Source organism: Monashia sp. HAY1-2A (assembly GCF_056755315.1).
In genome coordinates, this window is sequence record NZ_JBNDHY010000019.1 from 18139 (window position 1) to 43319 (window position 25181).

Below are 25181 nucleotides of genomic sequence, written 5' to 3' on the forward strand. Positions count from 1 at the left end.
CGCGGGCCCTCAGGCCTCCCGCACCTGGACCTCGACGAACGGGGGCTTGACGACCCTTGCCTCGACGTCGCGGCCACGGACGTCGACCGACACGGTCTGCCCGTCGGCCACGTCCGGCGCGAGGAGCGCGAGCGCGATGCCCTGCTTGAGCGTCGGCGAGAACGTGCCCGAGGTGACCTCGCCGACGACCTCGCCGCCTCGGCTCACGGTGCAGTGCGCCCGCGGGATGCCACGCCCGGTGACGAGCAGCCCGCGCGACAGTCGCGTCGGGGCCGCCTTCTCGGCGACGAGCGCGTCCTTGCCCCAGAACGCGTCCTTCTTCCAGCCGACCGCCCAGCCGGCGCGAGCCTGCACGGGTGTGATGTCGAGCGAGAGGTCCTGGCCGTGCAGCGGGTAGCCCATCTCGGTGCGCAGGGTGTCGCGGGCGCCGAGCCCGCAGGGCAGGCCGTCGAACGGCTCGGCCGCGGCCACGAGGGCGTCCCACAGCGCCGGGGTGTCGTCCCAGCGGGGTACGAGCTCGTACCCGCGCTCGCCGGTGTAGCCGGTGCGGCAGACGATGACCGGGCGGCCGTCCCACTGCGCCTCGACGAACGACATGTAGTCGTGCCCGGTCGGAAGGCCGAGCGCCTCGAGCACCTCGTCGCTCCGGGAGCCCTGCACGGCGATGACACCGTACTCACGGTGCCGGTCGGTCACCTCGATCCCCTCGGGCGCTGCCTCACGCAGCCGGCGAACGACCTCGGCCGTGTTGGCCGCGTTGGGGATGAGGAAGACGTCGTCGTCCGAGCGGAGATAGGCGATGAGGTCGTCGACCACGCCGCCGGACTCGTCGCAGCAGAGCGTGTACTGCGCCGAGCCGGGCTGGATGCGGCGCAGGTCGTTGGTCAGGCAGGCGTTGACGAAGTCGGCGGCCCCGGGACCCGTCACGGTGGCCTTGCCGAGGTGGCTCACGTCGAAGACGCCGACGCGCTCGCGGACGGCCGTGTGCTCGCGGACGACACCCCCACCGGGGTACTCGATCGGCATGTCCCAGCCACCGAAGTCGGCCATCTTCGCGCCGAGGGCGACGTGTCGGTCGTGGAGGGGCGAGGTGAGCGGGGAGGTCGTCCCCGACGGCGCTGTCGTCATGCGGGTCAACCTACCGCCAGCGCGGCGTGCCCCTTCCGCCGCGGCGCCCTCCGGTCGGTGGCCACCGGCAGGTGCCCCGGCACCGGGTCGTACGCCACGCGGGTCCCGCTCCGGAGTGGTCTGCGGCTCCCTCGTTATCATCGGCGCCGTCGCCACCGGACGCCCGGACCGCACGACGGACCACGCGTCGGGACGGCAGCAGGCCGCGCGCCCCGCGCCGCGTCCACCGACCCATCCTCGTCGCACCACTCCCGTGGCCCGACCGGCACCACGTCCTGAAGGAGTCCTCCGTGGCCCAGCTGACCATCACGAACCGCTCGGCCGCCGACACGGCCGGCGACGCGCTCGTCGTCGCCCTCGTCGCCGGCGACGACGGTGCGACCCTCGCGCCGGGGCACGACCTGCCACGCACCACGGTCGCCCACCTCAAGGCGGTCGTCTCCGACCTCGAGCTGGCCGGCAAGGTCGGCGAGGTGACGACGCTGGCCGCGGTACCCGACGTCCGGGCCCGCCTCGTCGTCCTCGCCGGCGTGGGCGCGCTCACCGCCGTGCCGGACGCCGCCGTCCTCGAGGACGTCCGACGCGGCATGGGGGCCGCCGCTCGCGGCCTCGCCTCGAGGAAGAAGGTCGTCGTCGCCGTTCCCGGCAGCGCGGTCGAGGTCGTCGCGGCAACGGCCGAGGGCATCGCGCTCGGTGCCTACGCGGTCACCAAGGTCGGTGCCGACGACGACACGCCCACCACGGCCTTCGCCCTCGTCGGCCCCGGCGACGCGGCGTCCCGACGTGCCGTCAAGCGCGCCGCAGCCCTGGGCACCGCGGTCGCGTACACCCGGGACCTCGTCAACCTCCCGCCCAACCTCCTGTACCCCGAGACCTTCGTCGAGTCCCTGACCGGCCGCGTCAAGGGCACGAAGGTCAAGCTGCGGTCCTACGACATGAAGGCGCTGCGCTCGGGCGGTTTCGGCGGCACGGTGGGCGTGGGCCAAGGCTCCGCCAACGAGCCTCGCATCGCCGTGCTCTCGTACTCCCCCGCGCGCCCGAAGGCCTCGATCGCCTTCGTCGGCAAGGGCATCACCTTCGACTCCGGCGGCCTGTGCATCAAGCCCGCCAGCGGCATGCTGACGATGAAGTGCGACATGGCCGGTGCCGCCGCCGTCGCCGGCGCCGTGCTCGCCGTCGCCGAGCTCGGCCTGCCGATCGCCGTCACCGGCTACCTCGGTCTGGCCGAGAACATGCCGAGCGCCACGGCGCAGCGGCCGAGCGACGTCGTGACGATGCGCGGAGGCAAGACGGTCGAGGTGCTCAACACCGACGCCGAGGGCCGCATGGTGCTCGGCGACTGCCTGGCCCTCGCCTCCGAGGAGGCCCCCGACGCCATCATCGACATCGCGACCCTGACCGGCGCGCAGGTCATCGCCCTGGCCGACACCGCCGCCGTCATGGGCAACGACGAGGCCTTCCGGACCCGGGTCCTCGACGCCGCCCAGGGCGCAGGCGAGGCGATGTGGCCGATGCCGCTGCCGAAGGAGCTGCGCGGTGGTCTCGACTCGGTCAACGCCGACCTCGCGCACAAGGGCGGTCCCGAGGGCGGCATGCTGACGGCCGGCCTCTTCCTCGGCGAGTTCGTCGGCGACGGCATCCCGTGGAGCCACATCGACATCGCCGGGCCGGCCTTCAACGACAAGTCCCCGAACGGCTACGCCCCCAAGGGCGGCACCGGTTTCGGCGTCCGCACGCTGGTGGCCGTCGCGGAGTCCTACGCCTGAGCGCCGGGCACACCGAAAGGCCAGAACGCCCGGTGCGTTCTGGCCTTTCGAGGTCGCGGCAGGACGGTCAGCCGCCGGACTTGCGCCGGAACATCTGCTGGGCCTTGGCCGGGCCGTGCGCGCCGTGCACCTTGGAGCGGTCGTGGTCGTCGGAGACGTCCTTGCCGCCGTGCGCGTGCTTCTTGTCGAGGGCGGCCCGGAACTTCGCCTTCATCTCCTCGTCCGGGCCCACCTGGGCACCTTCCTGATTCGACATTCGAGACCTCCTGGATGCGTGGCGGGGCGCGCCGGTACGGCACGGTGGGGACGACCTCACCCTGTCAGCAGGACCGCCGCCGGTCCACCTCTTTCACCGACGTGTCAGGCGTCGCCGTGACGCTTGCGCGTGTTGTACTCGCGCATCCGGCCGGGGTACCCGGTGTGGTTGACGTCGTAGGCAGGGACGCCGAGCCGCCGGGCGAGCTCGAAGGCATCCTTCGGCGTGCCGACCGCGCGGCGTGTCCACTCGCCGTCCCAGGCGATGAGCACGACCGTCGTCGTCGTGACGCTCGTGGCCGGCTCGACGTACGCCTCGACACCACGGTGGCCCTCGACGAACCCCCGCAGGTGGGCCTCGACGGCCTTGCGGTCGATGTCCATGCCAGGTCCGTCCGACCGGCCGAGGCGCGCGGACGTCCGGCCTGCACCGCGCCGGGAGAACCAACCCATGGCCGCACTGTACGTGCTCGACCCGTGCCGGGAGTGCGTCCGCGCAGGTGGCGGGCCGTGCCGTCACCGCGCCTCGCCTGCCGCCGCGTGCCTTCGCGAGTCCTCGCAAGGGTGCCGGCGGGCGCGACCTGCCTGTGACGTCCCTCGTGATCAATGACAAGATGCTCCTGCACCCACACCCCCGGGTGGCCCCCCATCCTGAAGGAGCGCACCAACATGTCGGCTGACGCCGCAGGCGACTACGACGTCGTCATCCTCGGCGGGGGGTCGGGTGGCTACGCCTGTGCCCTCCGGTCGGCGGAGCTGGGGCTCTCGGTGGCCCTCGTCGAGAAGGGCAAGCTCGGGGGCACGTGCCTCCATGTCGGGTGCATCCCGACCAAGGCCCTCCTGCATGCCGCCGAGGTCGCCGACTCCGCGCGCGACGGTGCGCACTTCGGCGTCAAGACGACCTTCGAGTCGGTCGACATGGGCGGAGTCCACGCGTACAAGGACGGCGTCGTCTCCCGTCTGCACAAGGGTCTGCAGGGCCTCGTCAAGGCTGCGAAGATCGACTACGTCGAGGGCGCCGGCGTCCTCGAGGGCCCGAACACGGTCGCTGTAGGCGATCGGCGCCTCACCGGGCGCAACGTCGTGCTCGCCACCGGCAGCAGCCCGCGCACGCTGCCCGGCCTCGAGATCGGCGGCCGCATCATGACGAGCGAGCAGGCCCTCACCATCGACCACGTGCCGGCCCGCGTCGTCGTCCTCGGTGGTGGTGTCATCGGCGTCGAGTTCGCCTCCGTCTTCAAGAGCTTCGGCTCCGAGGTCACCGTCGTGGAGGCCCTGCCGCGCCTGGTCCCGGCCGAGGACGAGGCCATCAGCAAGCAGCTGGAGCGCTCCTTCCGCAAGCGCAAGATCGCGTTCAAGACCGGCGTCCGTCTGGCCGGTGCGACGCAGTCCGGTGACGTCGTCAGCGTCTCGCTGGAGTCCGGCGAGACCATCGAGACCGACCTGCTCCTCGTCGCGGTCGGCCGCGGACCGGTCACCGAGGGCCTCGGGTACGAGGCCGCCGGCATCACCCTCGACCGCGGCTTCGTCACCACCGACGAGCGCCTCCGCACCGGCGTCCCGGGCGTGTACGCCGTCGGCGACATCGTGCCCGGCCTGCAGCTGGCCCACCGCGGCTTCGCACAGGGCATCTTCGTCGCCGAGGAGATCGCGGGCCTGGCCCCGGCGGTCATCGAGGAGAGCGGCATCCCGCGGGTCACCTACTGCGACCCGGAGATCGCGAGCGTCGGCCTCACCGAGGCACAGGCCCGCGAGAAGTACGACGAGGTCGAGACCTACGAGTACAACCTCGGCGGCAACGGCAGGTCCCAGATCCTCGGCACGCAGGGCTTCGTCAAGCTCGTGCGCGAGAAGGACGGCCCGGTCGTCGGGGTGCACATGATCGGCGCGCGGATGGGTGAGCAGGTCGGCGAGGCCCAGCTCATCGTCAACTGGGAGGCCCACCCCGAGGACGTCTCCGGTCTCATCCACGCGCACCCCACGCAGAACGAGTCGCTCGGCGAGGCACACTTGGCCCTGTCGGGAAAACCGCTGCACGCACACGCTTGAGCCAGTAACTGGGAAGAGGAGAGAACACGTCATGTCAGAACGCGTGACCATGCCGGCCCTCGGTGAGTCCGTCACCGAGGGAACCGTCACCCGCTGGCTGAAGAACGTCGGTGACAGCGTGGAGGTCGACGAGCCGCTGCTCGAGGTCTCGACCGACAAGGTCGACACCGAGATCCCCTCCCCCGTCGCGGGCACGCTGCAGGAGATCCTCGTGCAGGAGGACGACACGGTGCCGGTCGGCGCCGACCTCGCCGTCATCGGTGACGGCGCCGCTCCCGCCGGCGGCGGCGAGGCGCCCGCCGCCGAGCAGGCACCGCAGGCCGAGCAGGCCCAGCAGAGCGCGCCCGCGCCCGAGGCCCCGAGCACCGACCAGGAGCCGCAGCCCGCGACGAGCGAGCCCGAGGCGGCCCAGGCACAGCAGCCGCAGGCGGCCGCGTCCGGCTCGTCCGGTGGCGAGGGGCAGACGGTGACGATGCCGGCGCTCGGCGAGTCGGTCACCGAGGGCACGGTCACCCGCTGGCTCAAGTCCGAGGGCGACGAGGTCGCCGTCGACGAGCCGCTCCTCGAGGTCTCGACCGACAAGGTCGACACCGAGATCCCCTCCCCCGTCGCCGGCACCCTGACCAAGATCCTCGTCGGCGAGGACGAGACCGTCCCGGTCGGCGGCGACCTCGCCGTGATCGGTGGCGCGCCCGCCCCGCAGCAGGCTCCGCAGCCGCAGGAGGCCCCGCAGCAGGAGGCCCCGCAGCAGGAGGCCCCGCAGCAGCCCAGCCAGGCACCGGCGCAGGCGGCGGCCCAGCAGGCGTCGGCTCCCTCGCCGGCTGCGCAGGCACCCGCCCAGGCCGAGACGGCCGAGGTGCAGGCGGCCGGGCTCCCCGCCGACGCCGAGCGCCCGCCTGCCCAGCAGTCGCCCGAGGCGACGGCGCCCGCCGCCGAGCCCTCGCGCGACGACGCCGCCGCGTACGTCACCCCGCTCGTGCGCAAGCTCGCCCAGCAGCACGGCATCGACCTCGGGTCGCTCACCGGCACCGGTGTCGGTGGCCGCATCCGCAAGCAGGACGTCCTCGACGCGGCCGAGGCGGCCAAGGCCCCCGCCCCGGCGGCTCCGGCTCCCGCCGCGTCGGCCCCGGCCGCAGCCGCCCCGTCGGCGCCGGCCGCACCGGCTGCATCGGTGTCGCCGAAGCGCGGCACCCGCGAGAAGATGAGTCGGCTCCGCAAGGTCATCGCGACCCGCATGGTGGAGTCGCTGCAGGTGTCGGCACAGCTGACGACCGTCGTCGAGGTCGACCTGACCAAGATCGCCCGCATCCGCGACCGCGCGAAGAAGGACTTCGAGGCCCGCGAGGGCGTCAAGCTCAGCTTCCTGCCGTTCCTCGCCCTGGCCGCCACCGAGGCCCTCAAGGCGCACCCGATGGTCAACGCGAGCATCGAGGGCGACGAGGTGGTCTACCACGGCAGCGAGAACCTCTCGATCGCCGTCGACACCGACAAGGGCCTCATCGTCCCGGTGGTCAAGAACGCCGGTGACCTCAACATCGCCGGCCTGGCCCGCGCGATCGCCGACGTCGCTGCGCGCACGCGCAGCAACAAGATCACCCCGGACGACCTCGCCGGCGGCACCTTCACCATCACGAACACGGGCAGCCGGGGTGCCCTCTTCGACACCCCGATCATCAACCAGCCCCAGGTCGCGATCCTCGGCACCGGCGCCATCGTCAAGCGCCCGGTCGTCGTCAGTGACCCGGACGGCGGCGAGACGATCGCGATCCGCTCGATGATGTACCTGGCGCTGTCCTACGACCACCGCATCGTCGACGGCGCCGACGCCGCTCGCTTCCTCGGCACGATGAAGGCGCGTCTGGAGGAGGGCCGCTTCGAGGCGTGAGCGGGTGCGCATCGCATCACGCCCGTAGGGTGTGAACCATGACGAAGCGCGTCGCCATCACCGGTTCGTCCGGCCTGATCGGCGGCGCGCTTCGTCGTCACCTCGAGGCCCGCGGCGACGCGGTCGTGTGCCTGGTCCGCCGAGAGCCGTCCGCTCCCGGTGAGGTCCGCTGGGACCCCTCGCGCGGTGGTCTCGACGCCGCGGCCCTGGAGGGCGTCGACGCGGTCGTCAACCTCGCCGGCGTCGGCATCGGTGACCGGCGGTGGGACGCGGCGCACAAGCGCGAGGTCGAGCGCAGCCGGACCGACGCCACGTGGACCGTCGCCACGGCGCTGGCCCAGGCCCGCAGCCGTTGGGCGAACCCGCGGCTCGTCAACGCATCGGCCGTCGGCTACTACGGCGACCGCGCCGACGAGGTGCTCACGGAGGACAGCGGTCCCGGCCGCGACGTGCTGTCCGGCATCGTGCGGCGATGGGAGGAGGCCGCCGACCCGGCCCGGGAGGCCGGCGTGCCGGTGGCCTGCGTCCGCAGCGGCCTCGTCATGAGTTCCGCCGGCGGCGCGTTCCGGCCGCTGCTGCTCCTCGCCCGGCTGGGCCTCGCGGGGCCGATGGGGTCCGGGCAGGAGTGGTGGCCGTGGGTCACGCTCGTCGACGAGGTCCGCGCCATCAGCCATCTCGTCGACCACCCCGACCTGACCGGGCCGTTCAACGTCGCCGCCCCCGGCTCGGCCCGGCAGCGCGACGTCGCCCGGGCCGTCGCCGCAGCCCTCCACCGGCCGGCGCTCGTGCCGGCACCGCGCCTGGCCCTGCGTGCAGTCGTCGGCGAGTTCGCCGACTCGATCGTGGCCAGCCAGCGGGTCGTCCCGAAGGCGCTGCTGGGCGCTGGCTTCACCTTCGAGCACCCCGACCTCGAGGCTGCGGTCAGCTGGCTGGTGCGCGGCTGATCCGGTCGATGCGCCAGCCGTCCGCCCCGCGGACGAGGCGGAAGTCGAGCAGGTCCCCCTCCTGCGCCGCCTGCGCGACGCGGGCCCCGGTCTGCGTGACGACCGTGTAGGCGGTCCAGTCCACGCGACCACGCACGACGGCGGCCGTGGGACCGTCCGGTCCGCCACCGGACGACGACCCGGCCACGAAGGTGGCCCGGGCCACCTGGAGCCGCAGGCCCTCCCAGCGGACACCGGCGGACCGGAGTGCCTCGAGGAGGTGCCGGTCGGTGGACCAGCTCGGCCCGCCGGAACGGTGCACGGCGGCGAGCGCCGCGACGTCACGCTCGACGAGGGCTCGGCTGCGCGCGTCGCCGAGCGCCTGCAGCAGGTCGCTCGCGTGCTCGGACGGGGCCGTCGGCGATCTCAGCAGCATCATCCGGTCCGGCGCCCGGTGCGCCGGCGCGCCGGTGGTCCCGGCGGCCGCGCTCGTCGCGGCGGGCGGGGCCGGCGCATCCGTCGGCCGCGGTGCGGAGGCCACGCGCCGGGCAGGAGCCTGCGCCGCGACGACATCCGGGACCGGCTCGCGCGCCTGTCCACCGGAGGACGCGACGGCCGCGACTGCCCAGCCGGAGGCGGCGACGGCGACGAGTCCGGCACCGACGGCGGCGACGACCGGCCGCCGCACGCCCCCGGCGGATGCGGCCGCCGGTGCCACGGTCGCGCCGGACCGGCCGACGAGGCGGCGCCACCACCGGTCGGCCGCCGCCGCCGGCTGATCGTCCTCGCGGGCCTGCGCGCGCAGCCGGTGGGTCAGCGCCGAGGCGACGTCGGTGCCGACGACGACCTCGACCGGATCGGCAGGGGCGGCCTCGTAGAAGAGCCGTGCCAGGCCCTCGGACGAGGGCCGCTCGAGCGGGGCGGGGTCGATGCACGCGCCGATGGCGTCGGCCAGCTGCTCCCCCACGTGAGAGGCGACGGTCTCGCGGTCCAGACGCAGCATGGTTTGGGGGGCGCCGTTGCCGGTCGCGCAGAACCAGGCGAGGGCCCCGAGCGCGTAGACGTCGCTGGACTCCGACGGGGGCCATCCTGCGGCAACCTCAGGAGCGACGAACCCGCTGGTGCCGTAGACCCGCTCGTCATCCGAGCCGGCCACGCGTGCGGCCCCCAGGTCGAGCAGGACCGGCCGCCCGTCGGGCGTCAGACGCACGTTCGAGGGCGAGATGTCGCCGTGCAGGCCACCCGCCCGGTGCAGGGTGGCCACCGCGTCGCACACCGGCGTCAGGACCGTGACGACCTCGCCCGGGCGCAGGTGCCCGCGAGCCTTGACCATCGCGGCGAGGCCGACACCGTCGACGTGGTCGAAGACGAGCGCCTCCCGGCCGTCGGGCAGCGGCACCACCGACCGGAGCGCCACGAGGTGGTCGTGGCGCACGGACAGAAGAACCTGCTGCTCGGCCACCGACCGGGTCGCGGCACCGGAGTCCCGCGGCACCTTGACCGCCACCCGCCGCCCCGACGCATCCGACCCGGCCCAGACGACCGCGGACGACCCCGCGCCGATGACGGCCTCGAGGCGGTGCCCGGGGACGTCGGGGGTCTCGTGCTCGCTCACCCGGCCATCGAAGCAGAGCGCGCGGCCGGACCGCGCGCCTCATCCACAGGCCCCGGGCGGTCAGTCGGGGCTCTGCCCCGGGGTCACCACCTCGACGACGCGACCGTCGCGCGCGCTGACCCGCGCCGCGTCGACGACGGCCAGCACGTGGACGGCGTCGCGCGGGTCGACCGGCATCGTGGGTTGCGGGTCGTCCGTGGCGAGCGCCCCGGCCACCGCGCGGTAGAAGTCGGCCTGGTCGGCGTCGGTGACGACGGGACCCGGCTCACGGTCGTCGCCGCGCACCACCCAGCCGACGGCGTCACCCTCGTTGAAGAACTCGGTGAAGACGCTGACGTCGTCGACCTGCTTGCCGATGACGTACGCGCCGTCCGAGCCGGCGACCCGGGCGCGCGGGCCGGGCGCCCCGTTGACCGAGGAGGCCATGAGGTGGCTGACGACGCCGGTGGTGTGCCGGCAGGCGAGGAAGGTGTCGTCCTCACCGACCGTCGTGCGCGCGTCGAGCTCGGCGTAGACCGACAGGACCTCGCCGTGGAGCAGGACCGCCTGGTCGACGAGGTGGGTCTGCAGGTCGAGCAGCAGGCCGCCGCCCTCCTCGGCCGTGACCTGCTCGCGCCACCGTTGCTTCGGCACGGGCCGCCAACGGTCCCAGCGGTACTCGGCGCGCCAGATGGTTCCGATGACGTCGTCGTCACGCACCCGGCGCAGCGCCGCCAGCTCGGGGTCGAAGCGTCGGTTGTTGAACACCGTGAGCGGCACGCCGTGGTGGGCCGCGAGGTCGACGACGCGCAGCGCCCGGCTCGCGTCGACGGCGAGGGGCTTGTCGACGACGAGGGGCAGCCCGGCCCCGATGACGGTCTCGGCCTGCTCGCCGTGCACCCCGCTCGGCGAGGCGAGCACGACGAGGTCGAGGCCGCTGACCCCGAGCAGCGCCTCGAGGTCGGGCACGACCTCGGCCTCGGGGTGGTCGGAGCGGACCTGGGCGGCACGCTCGGCGTTCGAGGTGGAGACCGCCGCGAGCGTGAGCCCGGCGCGGGTGAGCAGGGGCGCGTGGATGCCGCGCCCTGCCGAGCCGTAGCCGACGAGGCCGACGCGGAGGGGGCGGGGGTCGGGGACGCTCGGCGGCATGCGCCCACCCAACCACACGGCGCGGGTCCGGCTGCGGCCCGGCGTACGCTGGCGCCATGCGTTTCGTGCACCTCGGCCTCGACCCGGACTTCGTCGACTACGAGCGGGCCTGGCAGGTGCAGCGCGACACCCACGCCAAGGTCGTCGCGGGCGAGGAGCCCGACACCGTCTACCTGCTCGAGCACCGCGCCGTCTACACCGCCGGCAAGCGCACCGAGCCGCACGAGCGCCCCAAGGACGGTACGCCGGTCGTCGACGTCGACCGCGGCGGCAAGATCACCTGGCACGGCCCCGGCCAGATCACCGGCTACCCCATCGTCCGGCTTCCCGCGCCCATCGACGTCGTCGGCTACGTCCGTGCCCTCGAGGAGATGATGATCCGCGTCTGCGCCGACTTCGGCGTCGAGGCCGGCCGGTCCGAGGGCGAGAGCGGCACGTGGATCGCCGCCGACGACCGCGGCCCGCGCCGCAAGATCGGCGCCATCGGAATCCGGGTCAGCCGGCAGGTGGCGATGCACGGCTTCGCCTTCAACTGCGACCCTGACCTGTCGTGGGGGCAGGTCATCGTCCCGTGCGGCATCCCCGATGCCGGTGTCACGTCCCTGTCGGCCGAGCTGGGTCGCGACGTCCCCGTCACCGAGGTGCTTCCCCACGTGGAGCGGCACCTGGCCGACATCCTGCCGACGCTCCGACCGAACCGACGCGCCCTGGCCGAGCCGCTCGTCTGACGCGACGTCTGACCGCGACGTCTGACCGCGACATCTGACCGCGACGTCTGACCGCGACGTCTGAGCGCGACGTCTGGCGCCGACGCCTGACCGCGACGCCGCCGACCCCCTAGGGTGAGCCGCAGCGCCCAGCGCTGCACCGATGCACGGCCGCGGCACCGCCGCAGCCTCCACCGCAACCGGCCACCACGGGGGAACCATGGACGTCGCCGTCCGCACCGTCGACCTGCGCAAGACCTATCTGAGCCGACGCGGCCGACAGGTCGCCGTGTCCGGTCTGTCGATGGCGGTGCCCCTGGGCGGGGTCCACGGGTTCCTCGGCCCGAACGGCAGCGGCAAGACGACGACGATCCGGATGCTGCTCGGCCTCGTCCGCCCCGACTCCGGCTCGGCGGAGGTGCTGGGTGAGCCGGTCCCCCGGCGACTGCCACACGTCGCGGACCGCGTCGGGGCCATCGTCGAGTCGCCGAAGTTCTTCCCCGCCTTCACCGCCCGCCAGAACCTCGCGCTCCTCGCGAGCGGCATCGGCACGCCACGCGGACGCGTCGAGGAGGTGCTCGAGGCCACGCACCTGCTCGACCGGGGCCGCGACCGGTACGGGTCGTTCTCGCTCGGCATGCGTCAGCGCCTCGCCATCGCCGCGACGCTGCTCAAGGACCCCGACCTCCTCGTCCTCGACGAGCCGACCAACGGCCTCGACCCGGCCGGCATCCGCGAGGTCCGCGACACGATGCGCGCGCTCGGCGACCAGGGCCGCACCGTGCTCGTCAGCTCGCACATCCTCGCCGAGGTGGAGCAGGTGGCCGACACGGTGTCGATCGTCGGACACGGCCGGCTGCTCGCCGAGGGACGCGTCGAGGAGATCCTCGGTGCGGCCACCTCGGCGACGGTCCGCGTCGGCGTCTCCAGCCCGGACCGCGCCGAGCAGGTCCTGCGCGCCGACGGCTTCGAGGTGACCCGCGACGGCGCCCACCTGCTCGTCACGACCGACGACGGGGCGAGCGTCACCCGAGCACTCGCCGGGCACGGCCTGTTCGTCGGCGAGCTGGTGCCCCAGCGGCCGGACCTCGAGTCCGCCTTCCTGGCCCTGACCGCCGGCGAGGAGCTCGGGTCCGCTGCCGACGCGCAATCCGGCGTCGAGGGAGGTGCCGCATGAGCGGCACGCTGCTGACGTCACGGTCGCGTCCGCGTTCGCAGGTGCACCCCACGGGCACGTCGTTCCCCGGCCTCGTCGGGGTCGAGCTGCGCCGGATCTGGTGGCGACGCCTGACGCGGGTGCTGCTCGTGGCCGTCGTCGGGTTCGTCGGGGTGACGGTCTACAACGCGTACACCACGACCCAACCCGAGAGGCTCGCCCAGGCGCTCGACAACTACACGATCGTGGTGGAGCAGGCCAAGCGCGACCTGCCCGCCCAGGTCGCCCAGTGCCGCAGCGACCAGCAGGCCGAACGGGACCGCTCGGGTGACCGGACCATCGACTTCGGCTGCGACCAGGTGGGCCTGGTCCCCTCCCCGGAGGACATGGGCGTCGTACCGCCCGTCGCCGACGGCATCACCGCCACCGCCGCGACCTTCGCGGCCTACCTGCTCGCCTTCCTGGCCTTCGTCCTCGGCGCCAGCACCGTCGGAGCCGAGTTCACCTCCGGGTCGATGTCGACGTGGCTCACCTTCCAGCCACGGCGCCTGCGGACCGCCGCGAGCAAGCTCGTGGCCGTCGGGCTCGCGTCGGCCGCCCTCGGTGGTGTCGCGCTCGCGCTGCTCAACGCCGGCGCCCGCATGGTCGCCGTCGTCAACCGCCCGGGGTCCGACCTGAAGATCCCCGACCCGACGCCGCTCACCGACTCCCTCCCCCAGCTGCTCGCGCGCGTGCTCGTGCTCGTCGTGCTCGGCGGTGTCGGAGGCGCGTGCCTCGCCCTCGTGCTGCGGCACACCTCGGCGGCGGTGCTCTCGGTGCTCGGCTACGCCGTCGCCGTCGAGCTCGTCGCCGTCCAGGCCTTCCTCCAGGGCCGGCTCAGGCCGTGGACCGTGGGGACGAACGTGTCGGCGTTCATCGAGAAGGGCGGCACCTACCTGGCGGAGTCGTGCACCGAGAGCGAGTGCGTCTTCACCGAGCACACCCTGAGCTACACGCACGCCTGGGTCTACCTCCTCGTGCTGGCGGTGGTCGGCGTCGTGGCCGGGCTCGTGGCCTTCCGGCGCCGCGACGTGAGCTGACGCGCCCAGCAGTCCGGACCCGCCTGTCGATCCGGCCGACTCCCGTTCGTCGTACGTGCAAGCCGGAGGGACCGGTGGACACCACGAAGGAGCAGACATGGCCAGGTACCTCGTCCTCATCTACGGCAGCGAGCAGGAGTGGGAGGCCCAGACGTCGGACCAGCTGGAGGCGAAGGAGGCCGCGCACGTCGCCTTCTCCACCGCAGCCGGCCCCGCCGGCCTCAGCGGCGCGCAGCTCGAGTCGGTCAGCACGGCCACGACGCTGCGCGCCGCCGGAGGTGATGCGCCCGTCGTGACCGACGGGCCGTTCATGGAGACCAAGGAGGCACTCGGCGGGTTCTACGTCCTGGACGTGCCCGACCTCGATGCCGCCGTCGCCCTCGCGCGGATGCTCCCCGAGCTGCGCGAGCAGCACGGAGCCGTCGAGGTGCGCCCGATCGTCGACCACGGCTGAGGCGGTCGTGCCCACCGAGCCATCGCCGCATGTCGCAGAGGCGGTCGCGCGGGCCCACCACGAGGAGTGGGCACGCGTGCTCGCCTCGACGGTGCGGGTCACCCGTGACCTCGACGTCGCGGAGGAGTGCACCCAGGACGCGTACGAGCGTGCCCTCGAGCGGTGGCCGGCCGACGGCATCCCGGCGCGGCCCGGGGCCTGGCTGACCACCGTCGCCGGCAACCGGGCCCGCGACGTCGTCCGCCGGGAGGCGCACGCCCGGCGGCTGCTGCCGCTGCTCGTCATCGAGGAGGAGGCCGTCACGACCGTCGTCGAGGGGCCCGCCGGCACCTTGGTGCCCGACGACCGGCTCCGGCTCGTGTTCACCTGCTGCCACCCAGCCCTCGCGCCGGAGGCCCAGGTGGCGCTCACCCTGCGCCTCGTCTGCGGCCTGTCGACCGGTGAGGTCGCGCGTGCCTTCCTCGTGCAGGAGGCGACGATGGCGGCCCGGATCACCCGGGCCAAGAAGAAGATCGCGGCCGCGCGGATCCCCTTCCGCGTGCCGGGCCGCACGGAGCTGCCCGAGCGCCTCGGCCCCGTCCTGGACGTCGTCCACCTCGTGCTCACGACCGGGCACGCCGCACCCTCGGGTTCCTCCCACGTGCGCCAGGACCTCGTCGAGGTCGCCGTCGGGATGGGCCGCCTGCTGCATGACCTGCTGCCCGGCGAGCCGCGGGTCGCCGGTCTGCTCGCGCTCGTGCTCTTCGCGCAGGCCCGTCGTGCGACGCGCGTCGCGGACGACGGCACGCTCGTCCTGCTCGCCGACCAGGACCGGGCGCTGTGGGACCGGGCGCTCATCGACGAGGCCACCGCGCTCGTCGCCGAGGCGCTCGCCGCTGCTCCCCCGGACCGGTTCACCGTCGAGGCCGCCATCGCCGCGGTCCACTCCGAGGCGCCGTCCTGGGAGGCCACCGACTGGGCCGAGGTCACCGGGCTGTACGACGTGCTGCTCCGGCTCTGGCCGTCCCCGGTCGTCCGGCTCGGCCGTGCCGCGGCGCTGGGGTTCCGGGACGGCGCCGCCGCCGGGCTGCGCGCGCTGGAGCCCCTGACGGGCGACCCGGCGCTGGCGACCTACCCCTACCTCAGCGCGACGCGGGCCGACCTGCTTCGTCGCCTCGAGGCCTGGGACGAGGCCGAGGCGGCGTACGAGGAGGCGATCGCGCTCTCGGGCAACGACGTCGAGCGGGCCTTCCTCACCGACCGGCTGGCCGAGGTGCGGGGCCACCTCGGCCGCTGAACGAGTCGCGGCCCCGCGGCGGGGCCGACCTCCGTGGTCGGGAGCCCGGCGCGCGAGGCGTAACCTGTGCGGAGCAGCAAATCCCGACCAAGGAGCCCGTGTGTCTGTCGTTCCCGACGGCCGTCGTCTGCTGCGCGTCGAGGCGCGCAACGCCGAGACCCCCATCGAGCGCAAGCCCTCCTGGATCCGCACCACCGCGAAGATGGGCCCCGAGTACACCGCCCTGCACTCGATGGTGAAGTCCGAGGGCCTGCACACCGTGTGCCAGGAGGCCGGCTGCCCCAACATCTTCGAGTGCTGGGAGGACAAGGAGGCGACCTTCCTCATCGGCGGTGACGTCTGCACCCGGCGGTGCGACTTCTGCGACATCGCCACGGGACGGCCCACCGCCCTCGACCTCGACGAGCCGCGACGCGTCGCCGAGTCGGTGCGCCGGATGGGCCTGCGCTACTCGACCGTCACCGGCGTCGCCCGCGACGACCAGCCCGACGGCGCCGCCGGGCTCTACGCCGAGACCATCCGCCAGATCCACCTGCTCAACCCCACCACCGGCGTCGAGATCCTGCCGCCCGACTTCGGCGCGAAGCCCGAGCTCGTCGGACAGGTCTTCGACGCCCGCCCCGAGGTGTTCGCCCACAACCTCGAGACGGTGCCGCGCATCTTCAAGCGGATCCGCCCGGCCTTCACGTACGAGAAGTCGCTCAAGGTGCTCACGATGGCGCGCGAGGCGCAGCTCGTCACCAAGTCCAACCTCATCCTCGGCATGGGCGAGACCGACGCCGAGATCGAGGAGGCCATCCGCGACCTGCACGACGCCGGGTGCGACATCCTGACGATCACCCAGTACCTGCGCCCGTCGAAGCTGCACCACCCCATCGACCGCTGGGTCAAGCCCGACGAGTTCGTGCACTGGTCGGACGTGGCCGAGGGCCTCGGCTTCAAGGGCGTCATGGCCGGCCCCCTCGTGCGCTCGTCCTACCGGGCGGGGCGCCTGTGGGCCACCGCGATGCGCAAGTGGGGCCGGCCCATCCCGGAGCACCTGTCCCACCTCGCCGAGGCGGCCGGGTCCCCCGCACGCCAGGAGGCGGCGGCATTGGTGGCCCGCGAGACCCGCGCCGTATCCTGAGCCCATGGCACGCAACACGGACGGCGCCTCGGGCGCGCCCACTGACCAGAAGCAGGGACGGCTGTCCCAGATCCGCGACGTCTACCGCGCGGCGAGGGCGGCGGACCCCTCCATCGGCTGGTGGATGCTGCTGTCCTTCCTCGTCGTGTTCGGTGTCCTGCTCGTGGCAGGCCTGCTGCTGCACATGTGGATCGTCTTCGCGATCTTCGGCGTGCTCTTCGGCGTCCTTGCCGCGACCGTGGTCCTGAGCCGGCGCGCCGAGCGCGCGGCCTACTCCCAGATCGAGGGTCAGGCCGGTGCCGCCGGTGCCGCGCTCACCTCGATCCGACGCGGCTGGTACACCGACCGTGAACCGGTCGCCGCCGACGTCGCCCGCGCCGGCGACATCAGCTCGGCCGCCATGGTCTACCGCGCCCTGGGCCGCCCCGGTGTCGTCCTCGTCGGCGAGGGCCCGACCGGGCGCGTCCAGAAGCTGCTCGTCGCCGAGAAGAAGCGCGTCGAGCGCGTCGCGCCGGGCGTTCCGGTGACGACGATGCGCGTCGGCAACGGCGACGGCGAGGTCCCGCTCAACAAGATCGCGAGCAAGGTCCAGCGCCTCAAGCCGCAGATCACCAAGGACGAGATGGCGATGGTCAACAAGCGCCTCAAGGCGCTCGGCGGCCTGCGCGCGCCGCTGCCCCCGGGCGTCGACCCGGCACGGGCCCGCATGGACCGCAAGGCCCTGCGCGGCAAGTGACCCCGCCGTGACTGCCAGTCTCGGCTGACACGGCCCCGGCACCGTCACGGTGCCGGGGCCGTTCACGTCGGTCGACCGGGGCCGGGTCGGTGCGTCAGCCAGGGCTGGTCGACGCGTCCGCCGGGCTGTGTCGGCGCGTCAGCGGGTGCGGACGATGACGGTGTTGGGGACCCTGTCGTGCAGCCCGCGTCCGTCGCGGTCCCACACGATCGCCGGGATGAACAGGCACAGGAGCACCGTTCGCGCGAGAGCCTGCAGCGGCAGGACGCGGCCGTCGTTCAGCGAGCGCACCTGGAGCCCGGCGACCCGGTGTCCGATGGTCGTGCCGAGCGTGCCGACGAGCAGCAGGTTCATGAGGGCGAAGATCCCGAGGACGACGAAGTTCTGCCCACCTGTCGCAGGCGGGGTCGAGAAGGGCAACGGGACGCCGAACACACCCCGGGCGACGAACGAGGCGATGGCCCAGTCGATGAGGACGCCGACGAACCGGATGCCGAAGCCGGCCACCGAGCCCGGCCCGCTCGGCGGCAGGCCGAGCGCACGACCGCGCCACTCGTCGGGCTGCTGCGTGCGCTCCCGCGGCCCCTGGAGCCACGAGCCGAAGTCCTTGCGGTCCACCACGGGACCAGCGTAACGAGATCCCGCACGCGTGCTTTGCCCGGGCCTGTCCATCCGTAACACCGGCGAAACATTCGGGTCATGGCCGGGAAACTGCGGCTGGTTAGGGTCGCTGTCGACAGCAGAGGCCGACGCCCTTCCTTCCCGGGTGGCGACCTCGCCCCACATCAGGAGGTTGGATGTTCAGCTCAGCTGACGAGGTCCTCAAGTTCATCAAGGACGAGGACGTCAAGTTCGTCGACATTCGGTTCTGCGATCTGCCCGGTGTCATGCAGCACTTCAACGTGCCGGCTGAGTCGGTCGACAAGGACTTCTTCTCGGTCGGCCAGATGTTCGACGGCTCGTCGATCCGCGGCTTCCAGGCCATCCACGAGTCGGACATGAAGCTCGTGCCGGACCCCGCCACGGCGTTCGTCGACCCCTACCGCGTCGAGAAGACGCTGGTCATGAACTTCTCGATCCTCGACCCGTTCACCGACGAGCGCTACAGCCGCGACCCGCGCAACATCGCGAGCAAGGCCGAGGAGTACCTCAAGTCGACGGGCATCGCCGACACCGCCTACTTCGGCGCCGAGGCGGAGTTCTACGTCTTCGACGACGTGCGCTTCGAGACTAAGCAGAACGCCGGCTACTACTACATCGACTCCATCGAGGCTGCCTGGAACACCGGTCGTGAGGAGGAGGGCGGCAACAAGGCGTACAAGACCCGCTACAAGGGCGGCTACTTCCCCGTCTCCCCCGTCGACCACTTCGCGGACTTCCGCGATCAGGTGTGCCTCCAGCTCAAGGAGGTCGGTCTCAACGTCGAGCGCAGCCACCACGAGGTCGGCACCGCCGGCCAGATGGAGATCAACTACAGGTTCAACACGCTGCTTCACTCCGGCGACGACATCATGAAGTTCAAGTACGTCGTCAAGAACCAGGCGTGGGCCGCAGGCAAGACCGCGACGTTCATGCCGAAGCCGCTCTTCGGTGACAACGGCTCGGGCATGCACACGCACCAGTCCCTGTGGAAGGACGGCGAGCCGCTCTTCTACGACGAGCGCGGCTACGGCGGCCTCTCGGACCTCGCCCGCTGGTACATCGGCGGCCTGCTCAAGCACGCCCCGTCGCTGCTCGCGTTCACGAACCCGACGATCAACAGCTACCACCGTCTCGTCCCGGGCTACGAGGCTCCCGTGAACCTCGTGTACTCCGCCCGTAACCGTTCGGCCTGCGTGCGCATCCCGATCACCGGCACCTCGCCCAAGGCCAAGCGCATCGAGTTCCGCGTGCCGGACCCGTCGGCCAACCCGTACCTGTCCTTCGCGGCCCAGCTCATGGCCGGCCTCGACGGCATCAAGAACCGCATCGAGCCGCCGGAGCCGGTGGACAAGGACCTCTACGAGCTGCCGCCCGAGGAGCACGCCGCCATCGACCAGGTGCCCGGCTCGCTCCCGGAGGTGCTCGACGCCCTCGAGGCCGACCACGAGTACCTGCTCCAGGGCGACGTCTTCACCGAGGACCTCATCGCCGCCTGGATCGAGTACAAGCGCAAGAACGAGGTGGACCCGATCCGCTTCCGTCCGCACCCGCACGAGTTCGAGATGTACTTCGACATCTGAGGTCAGTCGGGGGGCGTGCGAATGTCCCTGTGACACAGGCGCTTTGCCGAACGCGGGTCCCGGACGGGGCCCGCGTTCGGCCTTTCCCTGCCGCGGTTCCGGCGTCCCGCTCCCGTCGTGTCGACTGACCACCGTGTGTCCAGTGCTCCAGCGTGTGCTCACGCCCCCGAAGGCGGACATAACTCTGACCCGGGTGCGCTGACGTCCGGTGCCCTCGTTCCCGACCGGGAGCGAGGGCACCGTCGTCCGATGTCGGGCCACGTCACCGTCCGAAGCCGGCGGACGAGTGCGACGAGTGACGGTGGCGGGGCCCCAGCCGCGCGACGGGGCCTCAGCGCTGTGGCAGGCGCACGTGGAAGGCCGCCCCGGGGTCGCAGTTCTCGTGGGAGACCTCGCCGCCGTGCGCCTCGGTGAGCATGCGCACGATCCAGAGCCCGAGCCCCACCGAGTCGGTGTCCGGCCGGCCCTCGGCGAGCCGGGTGAACAACCTGGCGGCCGCTTCGGGGGCGACCCCCGGCCCGTGGTCGCGCACCGAGAGCGTCACGACGCCGGACCCGTCGTGCGCACTGATGACGACCGGTCCCGAGCCGTGCCGCAGGGCGTTGTTGGTGAGGTTGACGAGGATCTGCTCGAGCCGGCCACGGTCCGCGTGGACCTGGAGCCCCTGCGGCACCTCGACGCGCACCTGCCCGGGGTCGGTCAGGCCGGCGACCCGGTCGGCGAGGGCGGGCACGTCGACGTCGGTGATCTCGAGCCGCAGCCGCCCCTGGTCGATGCGTTCCAGGTCGAGCAGGTCGCCCGCGAGCCGGGTGATCCGTTCGGCCTGCCTGCTCGCGGAGTCGAGGAGGCGCCCCAGTGCGACGGGGGTGCCCGGGTCGTCGGAGACGATCTCCAGCGCACCGGTGATGGAGGTGAGGGGCGAGCGGATGTCGTGCGCGAGGGTGGCCGTCATCGCCGCCCGCCATTGCTCCTGGGACTGCAGGAGCCGCTGGCTCTCGCGCAGGTCGTACATGCTCCGGGCGATGACGCGGCCCACGGCCACGAGGACGGGGATGACGACGATGCTGCCCCCGACGACGTTCGCAGGAGCGCCCGCGGCCAGGAGGCCGCCGAGGTAGGAGACGGCCGCCGGGACAGCGGCCCAGGCCACCACGGTCGGAGGCTGGTGCAACCCGAGCCAGACGAAGGTCAGGACGTAGAAGGGGATCGTGCCGCCCGGCTGGCCCTCGAACGCCCACGTCGACACCGCGAGCACGAGGAAGGCGAGCAGGGACAGCCACGCGATCCGCGTCACCGGCCATCGTCGCCACGGCAACCAGAGGCACAGGGACGCTGCGAGAAGGTCGAGACCCGCGACGACGAGCAGGATCTCGCCACGGCCGGAGTCGAGCGCGATGGCGAGGACGGCGAGCAGCCCCGCCAGCAGGAAGAGCCAGGCACCCTGCCGCGCCGCTCGGTCCGCCGGGCTCGCCCGTGGCTGTCCGATTTGTGCCACAGCGCAAGGCTATGCGACGCGGGAGCTCCGGGCCCGGTCCGACGCGAGGGCTGGGCCGTCGGCGCAAGCACCCGGGCCGCCGGGTATGGTCGCTGGCCTCAGCAACCACGGACCGGGCCCACCCTCGCGAGGATGTCTGATGCCGCACCGCCCTCCTGCCCTGATCTCTGCCGATCCTCCGGCCGCCGATGGGTGACTGGCGCACGGATGCCCGCCTCCGTGCCCGGGCGTTCGGCACCGCCCTGCGCCGCCCCGGGCCGGAGCGAGATGCCCTGCTGCTCCTGCTCAAGGCGTCGCTGGCAGCCGTCCTGGCGTGGCAGTTCGCCCTGCACGTGCTGCACAGTCCGATCCCGTTCTACGCGCCGATGGCTGCCCTGCTCGTCGTCGACCGCACCATGGTCCGCTCCATCGCCGGCAGCGCTCAGCGGGTCGCAGCGGTCGTGCTCGGCCTCGGTGCTGCGTGGCTCGCGGCGACCTGGTTCGGCGCCACGTGGTGGACGGTCTTCGGGGTGACGCTCGTGGCGCTCGTCATCAGCCGCTGGTCCCGCCTCGGTTCGCACGGCTCCCAGGTGCCCGCGATGGTCCTGCTGTCCCTGCTCACGGCCGGTGGCACCGACGCGCGCTTCACGTACCTGACGGTCGTCGAGACGGTGGCGGGCGGCGTCATCGGAGTGATGACCAACGCCCTCGTGCTCAGCCCCCTGCACCTGACCAGGCCCCGGCAACGGGTCTCGAGCCTGGCCCGGCAGGTGCGCGAGCTGCTCGGCGACGTCGCGGCGGGCCTCGAGGGCGACTGGGACGCCGACGCGGCACGCCGCTGGTACCGGCGTGGCAACGCGATCAGCGACACGGCGCCCCGCGTCGTCGAGGAGATCGAGACCGGACGCGAGAGCACGCGGCTCAACCCGCGCGCGTCCCTGCGGCCGGCCACCGTCGACTGGGAGGGCTACGCGGAGACCGTCACGGCCCTGCGACACTGCCTCTGGCACCTGACCGGCGTGGCGCGCACCCTGGTCGAGGCCGCCAACCCCGACCGGGCACAGCCGGTCCCGTCCGCGACGTTCCTGACCCGGTACGCCGGCGCACTGCGGGCGACGGCCCACGCCCTGGAGCGCTTCGGGCACCGGGACCCCGACGCCGACGAGGCCTTCGACGCCGCGGCGGCTCACGCCGAGGACGTTCTCCTCGCGCTGCGCGACGAGGTGCGACGCACCCCGCTCGACGACCCGGGCCAGTGGCCGGTGTACGGCTCGCTCATCAGCGACGCGCTGTGGGCGCTGCAGGAGCTCACGGACGCCCGGGAACGGGCGGCGGTGCCGACCCGCGGGCCGGTGCGCGAGCCGCCGACACGAGGCCTGGCCCGCCGCCTGCTCCCCAGGCGTCCTTCGTCCCGGTGACCACACGGCCGGCTGCGGTCAGGATGCATCCCGGGGCGCCACTCGCCCCACCCCGCGAGATGATCGGGTGGAACCGCCGGCGCCTCGCCGGCACGACCCCGCCGACCGAGCGGCACAGCCCGGACCCGGCGAGCCGACCGAGGAGGGCCCGTGCGTCCGGACCGCGACCCGCCAGACCGCTTCCCCCGGTCCGTCTACGGCGAGGGTGACGAGCCGGACCCGCGCTTCAGCCTGGCCAACGAGCGGACCTTCCTCGCGTGGATCCGGACCGCGTTGGCCTTCATCGCCGGGGGTCTGGCGGTTGAGGCCCTGCAGGTGCCGTTGACGGGGTGGCTGCGGGCCTCGATCGCGGTCGTCCTCGTCGTCGCGGGAGTCGCGGCGACGGCGCAGGCGTGGTTGTCCTGGACTCGCACCGAACGCGCCGTACGGCGCCGGACACCGCTGCCCTCCTCGGGCCTCAAGCTGCCGATCGCCCTCATGCTCGGCCTCGTCGCCCTGGCCGTCGTCGTCGGCCTGCTGCTGTGACGACGCCGGACCCACCCGTGCGTGGGGGGCTGCAGCCGGAACGCACCTCACTGGCGTGGCGGCGCACCGCGCTGTCGGTGGCGGTCGGCTCCCTCGTGGGGATGCGCGTCCTGCCCCCACACCTCGGCGTGTGGGGTGAGGTCACCTGCGTCCTCGGGCTCGTCTGGAGCCTCGACCTGGCCGTGACGGCCCGACGTCGATACCGCCAGGCGGACGCCACGGTCCGCGCCACGGGCGGCGGCGACGTCCCGGCCGGCCCCTCCGCGCCGGCGCCCGGACCGGCTCTCGCCCGAGCCGCCGCGGCGACACTGGTGCTCGGAGTCGCCGCGCTCGTCGGCGTCGTCGTCATCGCCCTGACCTGACGCCACGGGGGCATCCGCCCGGTGGGACGACGTGCGGGCCTCGCCGCCGCCCCGGGTACGGGCCCGTGGTGACGTCCCCGCCGGCCCCCGACGCATCCCTCCCCGGAGGACGCGGTTACGACGCCGACGGGCCCGACCCGCGGCGGTGGAAGGCCCTGTGGGTGTGCCTCGTCGCCGGCTTCATGACGCTGCTCGACGTCAGCATCGTCAACGTCGCCCTGCCCTCCGTCCGGGCGGGGCTGGATGCATCGTCGAGCGAGCTGCAGTGGGTCGTCTCGGGCTACGCCCTCACCTTCGGGCTGACGCTCGTGCCGTCCGGCCGGCTCGGTGACGCCCTCGGCCGGCGCACGGTGTTCCTCGTCGGTGTCGTCCTGTTCGGGCTGTCCAGCCTTGCCTGCGGTCTGGCGCCCACGAGTGCCCTGCTCGTGTCCGCGCGGCTCGTCCAGGGGGCGGCCGGCGGCATCCTCAACCCGCAGGTGTCGGGGCTGATCCAACAGCTGTTCCGAGGCGCCGAGCGGGGCCGGGCCTTCGGCCTTCTCGGGGCAACGATCGGCATCTCCACCGCCGTCGGTCCACTGACCGGTGGCCTCATCCTCGACCGCCTGGGACCGGAGCACGGCTGGCGCTGGATCTTCTTCGTCAACCTCCCTGTCGCGCTTGCCGCCGTCCTGCTCGCGAGGCGCTGGCTGCCCGACCCGCCGCCGCGGCACCGCAGCCGTCGCCTGGAGCTCGACCCGGTCGGCGTCCTCCTGCTCGGCGCGGCCGTCCTCTGCCTCCTGCTGCCCGTCGTCGAGACGGGCCGCACCTCCGCGGCGGTGCCGTGGTGGGTGGCGGTCGCCGGGACCCTCCTGCTGGCGCTGTTCCTCGCCTGGGAGCGCCGCGAGAGCCGCCGCGGCCGCGAGCCGGTCGTCGACCTGCTCCTCTTCAGGGTGCCGGGCTATGCCGCCGGTGCGGCGGTGGGCACGCTCTACTTCGCCGGTTTCACGGGCATCTTCTTCGTGCTCACGATCCACTTCCAGCAGGCGCTCGGCTACTCACCGCTCCTCGCCGGTCTCGCGGTCACGCCCTTCGCCGCGGGGTCGGCGATCACCTCCGCGGTGGGCGGGCGGCTCGTGTCACGGTGGGGGCGTTCGCTCGTGACCGCCGGTCTCGTCATCGTGCTCATCGGGCTGGTGGCCTCGGACGTCGTGCTGACGACCGTGACCGGAGGCGCGTCGGGCTGGTCCCTCGCCGGACCGCTCCTCGTGGCCGGGATCGGCAGCGGGTTCGTCATCTCCCCGAACGTGACCCTCACCGTGGCCGACGTCCCGGTTGCGCGGGCGGGCACCGCGGGCGGCCTGCTGCAGACCGGCCAGCGCATCGGCACCGCGGCCGGCATCGCGCTCGTCGGCACGGTCTTCTTCGCCTCGACGCCGCCTGACGCCGGGCTCGCGCTGCGCGTCGCCGCCGCCATCGTCGCGGTCGCACTGCTCACGAGCGCCCTCGACGTCGCGGCGCGGCGACGCCCCGCCCGGAACCGCTGACGTCACCCGTCTCGGCAGCGTCATGCTGCCGAGGTCGGCAGCGCGTCAAGGCGACATTCCGCGTTTCTGAGACACGAAATGGTCACAAAAGCAATACTTCGGACCGTCCGTCGTTCCTGCGGCCGGCTCGGAGCCGGTCCTCACGTGTCCCGGATGCGTGGGCGGGAGCAGGCGGGCGCCACCCCTCGCGACCGACGAGCCCGGTTCCCACCGGGCCGATCCCGCACGCAGCTGGAGACCCACCCATGCACCTGTCTCTTATACACATCTCCGAGCCCACGAGACGCGTAGTAATCTGGGGGGGGGGGTTTTGGTTTTGAGGGGGGGGGGGGGGGGGGGGGGGGGGGGGGGGGGGGGGGGGGGGGGGGGGGGGG

At 73.2% G+C, this 25181-nt stretch carries 23 protein-coding genes; 16 read left to right on the top strand and 7 right to left on the bottom strand.

Features of this window, described 5'->3' with window-relative positions:
* Nucleotides 1-9: 9 nt before the first annotated feature.
* Nucleotides 10-1128: a glycine cleavage system aminomethyltransferase GcvT gene (gene gcvT / locus ACPYOM_RS04695; protein ID WP_481345075.1), complete on the bottom strand. Its 1119-nt coding sequence runs from the start codon at nt 1126-1128 to the stop codon at nt 10-12.
* A 290-nt stretch (nt 1129-1418) separates the two neighbouring features.
* Between gcvT and ACPYOM_RS04700 the strand changes: the two genes are divergently transcribed.
* Nucleotides 1419-2894 carry a leucyl aminopeptidase gene (locus ACPYOM_RS04700; RefSeq protein ID WP_481345076.1) on the top strand — a complete coding sequence of 492 codons (1476 nt, stop codon included), beginning with the start codon at nt 1419-1421 and terminating at the stop codon, nt 2892-2894.
* 67 nt (nt 2895-2961) lie between these two features.
* Here the strand turns inward: ACPYOM_RS04700 and ACPYOM_RS04705 are convergent, their stop codons facing one another.
* Together ACPYOM_RS04705 and ACPYOM_RS04710 are read right to left on the bottom strand one after the other, a co-directional pair.
* Nucleotides 2962-3150, bottom strand: a complete 189-nt coding sequence (locus ACPYOM_RS04705; protein WP_481341950.1) for a DUF5302 domain-containing protein — start codon at nt 3148-3150, stop codon at nt 2962-2964.
* 104 nt (nt 3151-3254) lie between these two features.
* Entirely contained in the window at nt 3255-3602 is a 348-nt protein-coding gene (locus tag ACPYOM_RS04710) for a hypothetical protein (protein WP_481345077.1), read from the bottom strand.
* Between the two features lie 216 nt (nt 3603-3818).
* Here ACPYOM_RS04710 and lpdA point away from each other — a divergent pair, with 216 nt between their 5' ends.
* The 3 genes from lpdA to ACPYOM_RS04725 are packed head-to-tail and all read left to right on the top strand — an operon-like array spanning nt 3819 to nt 8027.
* The gene (gene lpdA / locus ACPYOM_RS04715) at nt 3819-5198 is read left to right on the top strand and encodes a dihydrolipoyl dehydrogenase (protein WP_481341947.1); all 1380 of its coding nucleotides are present in this window, start codon (nt 3819-3821) and stop codon (nt 5196-5198) included.
* 31 nt (nt 5199-5229) lie between these two features.
* Nucleotides 5230-7083 (top strand): 2-oxoglutarate dehydrogenase, E2 component, dihydrolipoamide succinyltransferase, encoded by a 1854-nt coding sequence (sucB, locus tag ACPYOM_RS04720; protein ID WP_481345078.1) that lies wholly within the window; start codon nt 5230-5232, stop codon nt 7081-7083.
* A gap of 38 nt (nt 7084-7121) precedes the next feature.
* Nucleotides 7122-8027, top strand: a complete 906-nt coding sequence (locus ACPYOM_RS04725) for a TIGR01777 family oxidoreductase (protein ID WP_481345079.1) — start codon at nt 7122-7124, stop codon at nt 8025-8027.
* On the opposite strand, the gene ACPYOM_RS04730 is transcribed toward ACPYOM_RS04725, so the two are convergent.
* Both ACPYOM_RS04730 and ACPYOM_RS04735 read right to left on the bottom strand, forming a co-directional pair.
* Nucleotides 8005-9621, bottom strand: coding sequence for a protein kinase domain-containing protein (locus ACPYOM_RS04730; RefSeq protein WP_481345080.1), 1617 nt, complete (start codon nt 9619-9621; stop codon nt 8005-8007). The genes ACPYOM_RS04725 and ACPYOM_RS04730 overlap by 23 nt on opposite strands.
* Before the next feature lie 60 nt (nt 9622-9681).
* Nucleotides 9682-10749, bottom strand: a complete 1068-nt coding sequence (locus ACPYOM_RS04735; protein ID WP_481345081.1) for a Gfo/Idh/MocA family protein — start codon at nt 10747-10749, stop codon at nt 9682-9684.
* Between the two features lie 56 nt (nt 10750-10805).
* Here ACPYOM_RS04735 and lipB point away from each other — a divergent pair, with 56 nt between their 5' ends.
* The 7 genes from lipB to ACPYOM_RS04770 all read left to right on the top strand — a co-directional run bounded on the left by lipB (nt 10806) and on the right by ACPYOM_RS04770 (nt 17283).
* The gene (gene lipB / locus ACPYOM_RS04740; RefSeq protein WP_481341942.1) at nt 10806-11477 is read left to right on the top strand and encodes a lipoyl(octanoyl) transferase LipB; all 672 of its coding nucleotides are present in this window, start codon (nt 10806-10808) and stop codon (nt 11475-11477) included.
* A 199-nt stretch (nt 11478-11676) separates the two neighbouring features.
* Nucleotides 11677-12633: an ABC transporter ATP-binding protein gene (locus tag ACPYOM_RS04745; protein WP_481345082.1), complete on the top strand. Its 957-nt coding sequence runs from the start codon at nt 11677-11679 to the stop codon at nt 12631-12633.
* Entirely contained in the window at nt 12630-13691 is a 1062-nt protein-coding gene (locus tag ACPYOM_RS04750) for an ABC transporter permease subunit (protein WP_481345083.1), read from the top strand. The genes ACPYOM_RS04745 and ACPYOM_RS04750 overlap by 4 nt, the downstream gene beginning before the upstream one ends.
* Nucleotides 13692-13788: 97 nt before the next feature.
* Complete coding sequence (locus ACPYOM_RS04755) at nt 13789-14145, top strand: YciI family protein (protein ID WP_481345084.1); 357 nt, start codon at nt 13789-13791, stop codon at nt 14143-14145.
* Nucleotides 14146-14152: 7 nt separating this feature from the next.
* Nucleotides 14153-15421: an RNA polymerase sigma factor gene (locus ACPYOM_RS04760; RefSeq protein ID WP_481345085.1), complete on the top strand. Its 1269-nt coding sequence runs from the start codon at nt 14153-14155 to the stop codon at nt 15419-15421.
* A gap of 100 nt (nt 15422-15521) precedes the next feature.
* On the top strand, nt 15522-16547 hold the full coding sequence (gene lipA, locus ACPYOM_RS04765; RefSeq protein ID WP_481345086.1) for a lipoyl synthase: 1026 nt from the start codon (nt 15522-15524) through the stop codon (nt 16545-16547).
* 4 nt (nt 16548-16551) lie between these two features.
* Nucleotides 16552-17283, top strand: a complete 732-nt coding sequence (locus ACPYOM_RS04770) for a DUF4191 domain-containing protein (protein ID WP_481345087.1) — start codon at nt 16552-16554, stop codon at nt 17281-17283.
* Between the two features lie 138 nt (nt 17284-17421).
* Here ACPYOM_RS04770 and ACPYOM_RS04775 read toward each other — a convergent pair whose 3' ends face one another.
* A complete protein-coding gene (locus ACPYOM_RS04775; protein WP_481341935.1) occupies nt 17422-17904 on the bottom strand; it encodes an RDD family protein in 483 nt (160 codons plus the stop codon).
* Between the two features lie 176 nt (nt 17905-18080).
* On the opposite strand from ACPYOM_RS04775, the gene glnA reads away from it, so the two are divergent.
* On the top strand, nt 18081-19505 hold the full coding sequence (gene glnA, locus ACPYOM_RS04780; protein ID WP_481341934.1) for a type I glutamate--ammonia ligase: 1425 nt from the start codon (nt 18081-18083) through the stop codon (nt 19503-19505).
* Nucleotides 19506-19836: 331 nt separating this feature from the next.
* On the opposite strand, the gene ACPYOM_RS04785 is transcribed toward glnA, so the two are convergent.
* A complete protein-coding gene (locus tag ACPYOM_RS04785; RefSeq protein WP_481345088.1) occupies nt 19837-21000 on the bottom strand; it encodes a sensor histidine kinase in 1164 nt (387 codons plus the stop codon).
* A gap of 188 nt (nt 21001-21188) precedes the next feature.
* Here ACPYOM_RS04785 and ACPYOM_RS04790 point away from each other — a divergent pair, with 188 nt between their 5' ends.
* The 4 genes from ACPYOM_RS04790 (at nt 21189) to ACPYOM_RS04805 (ending at nt 24807) form a co-directional block, all read left to right on the top strand.
* Complete coding sequence (locus tag ACPYOM_RS04790) at nt 21189-22397, top strand: FUSC family protein (RefSeq protein WP_481345089.1); 1209 nt, start codon at nt 21189-21191, stop codon at nt 22395-22397.
* Nucleotides 22398-22547: 150 nt separating this feature from the next.
* Entirely contained in the window at nt 22548-22922 is a 375-nt protein-coding gene (locus tag ACPYOM_RS04795; protein WP_481345090.1) for a YidH family protein, read from the top strand.
* Nucleotides 22919-23284: a DUF202 domain-containing protein gene (locus tag ACPYOM_RS04800; protein ID WP_481345091.1), complete on the top strand. Its 366-nt coding sequence runs from the start codon at nt 22919-22921 to the stop codon at nt 23282-23284. Before ACPYOM_RS04795 ends, ACPYOM_RS04800 begins: the two co-directional genes overlap by 4 nt.
* 68 nt (nt 23285-23352) lie before the next feature.
* Complete coding sequence (locus tag ACPYOM_RS04805) at nt 23353-24807, top strand: MFS transporter (protein WP_481345092.1); 1455 nt, start codon at nt 23353-23355, stop codon at nt 24805-24807.
* The last annotated feature ends 374 nt before the right edge of the window (nt 24808-25181 follow it).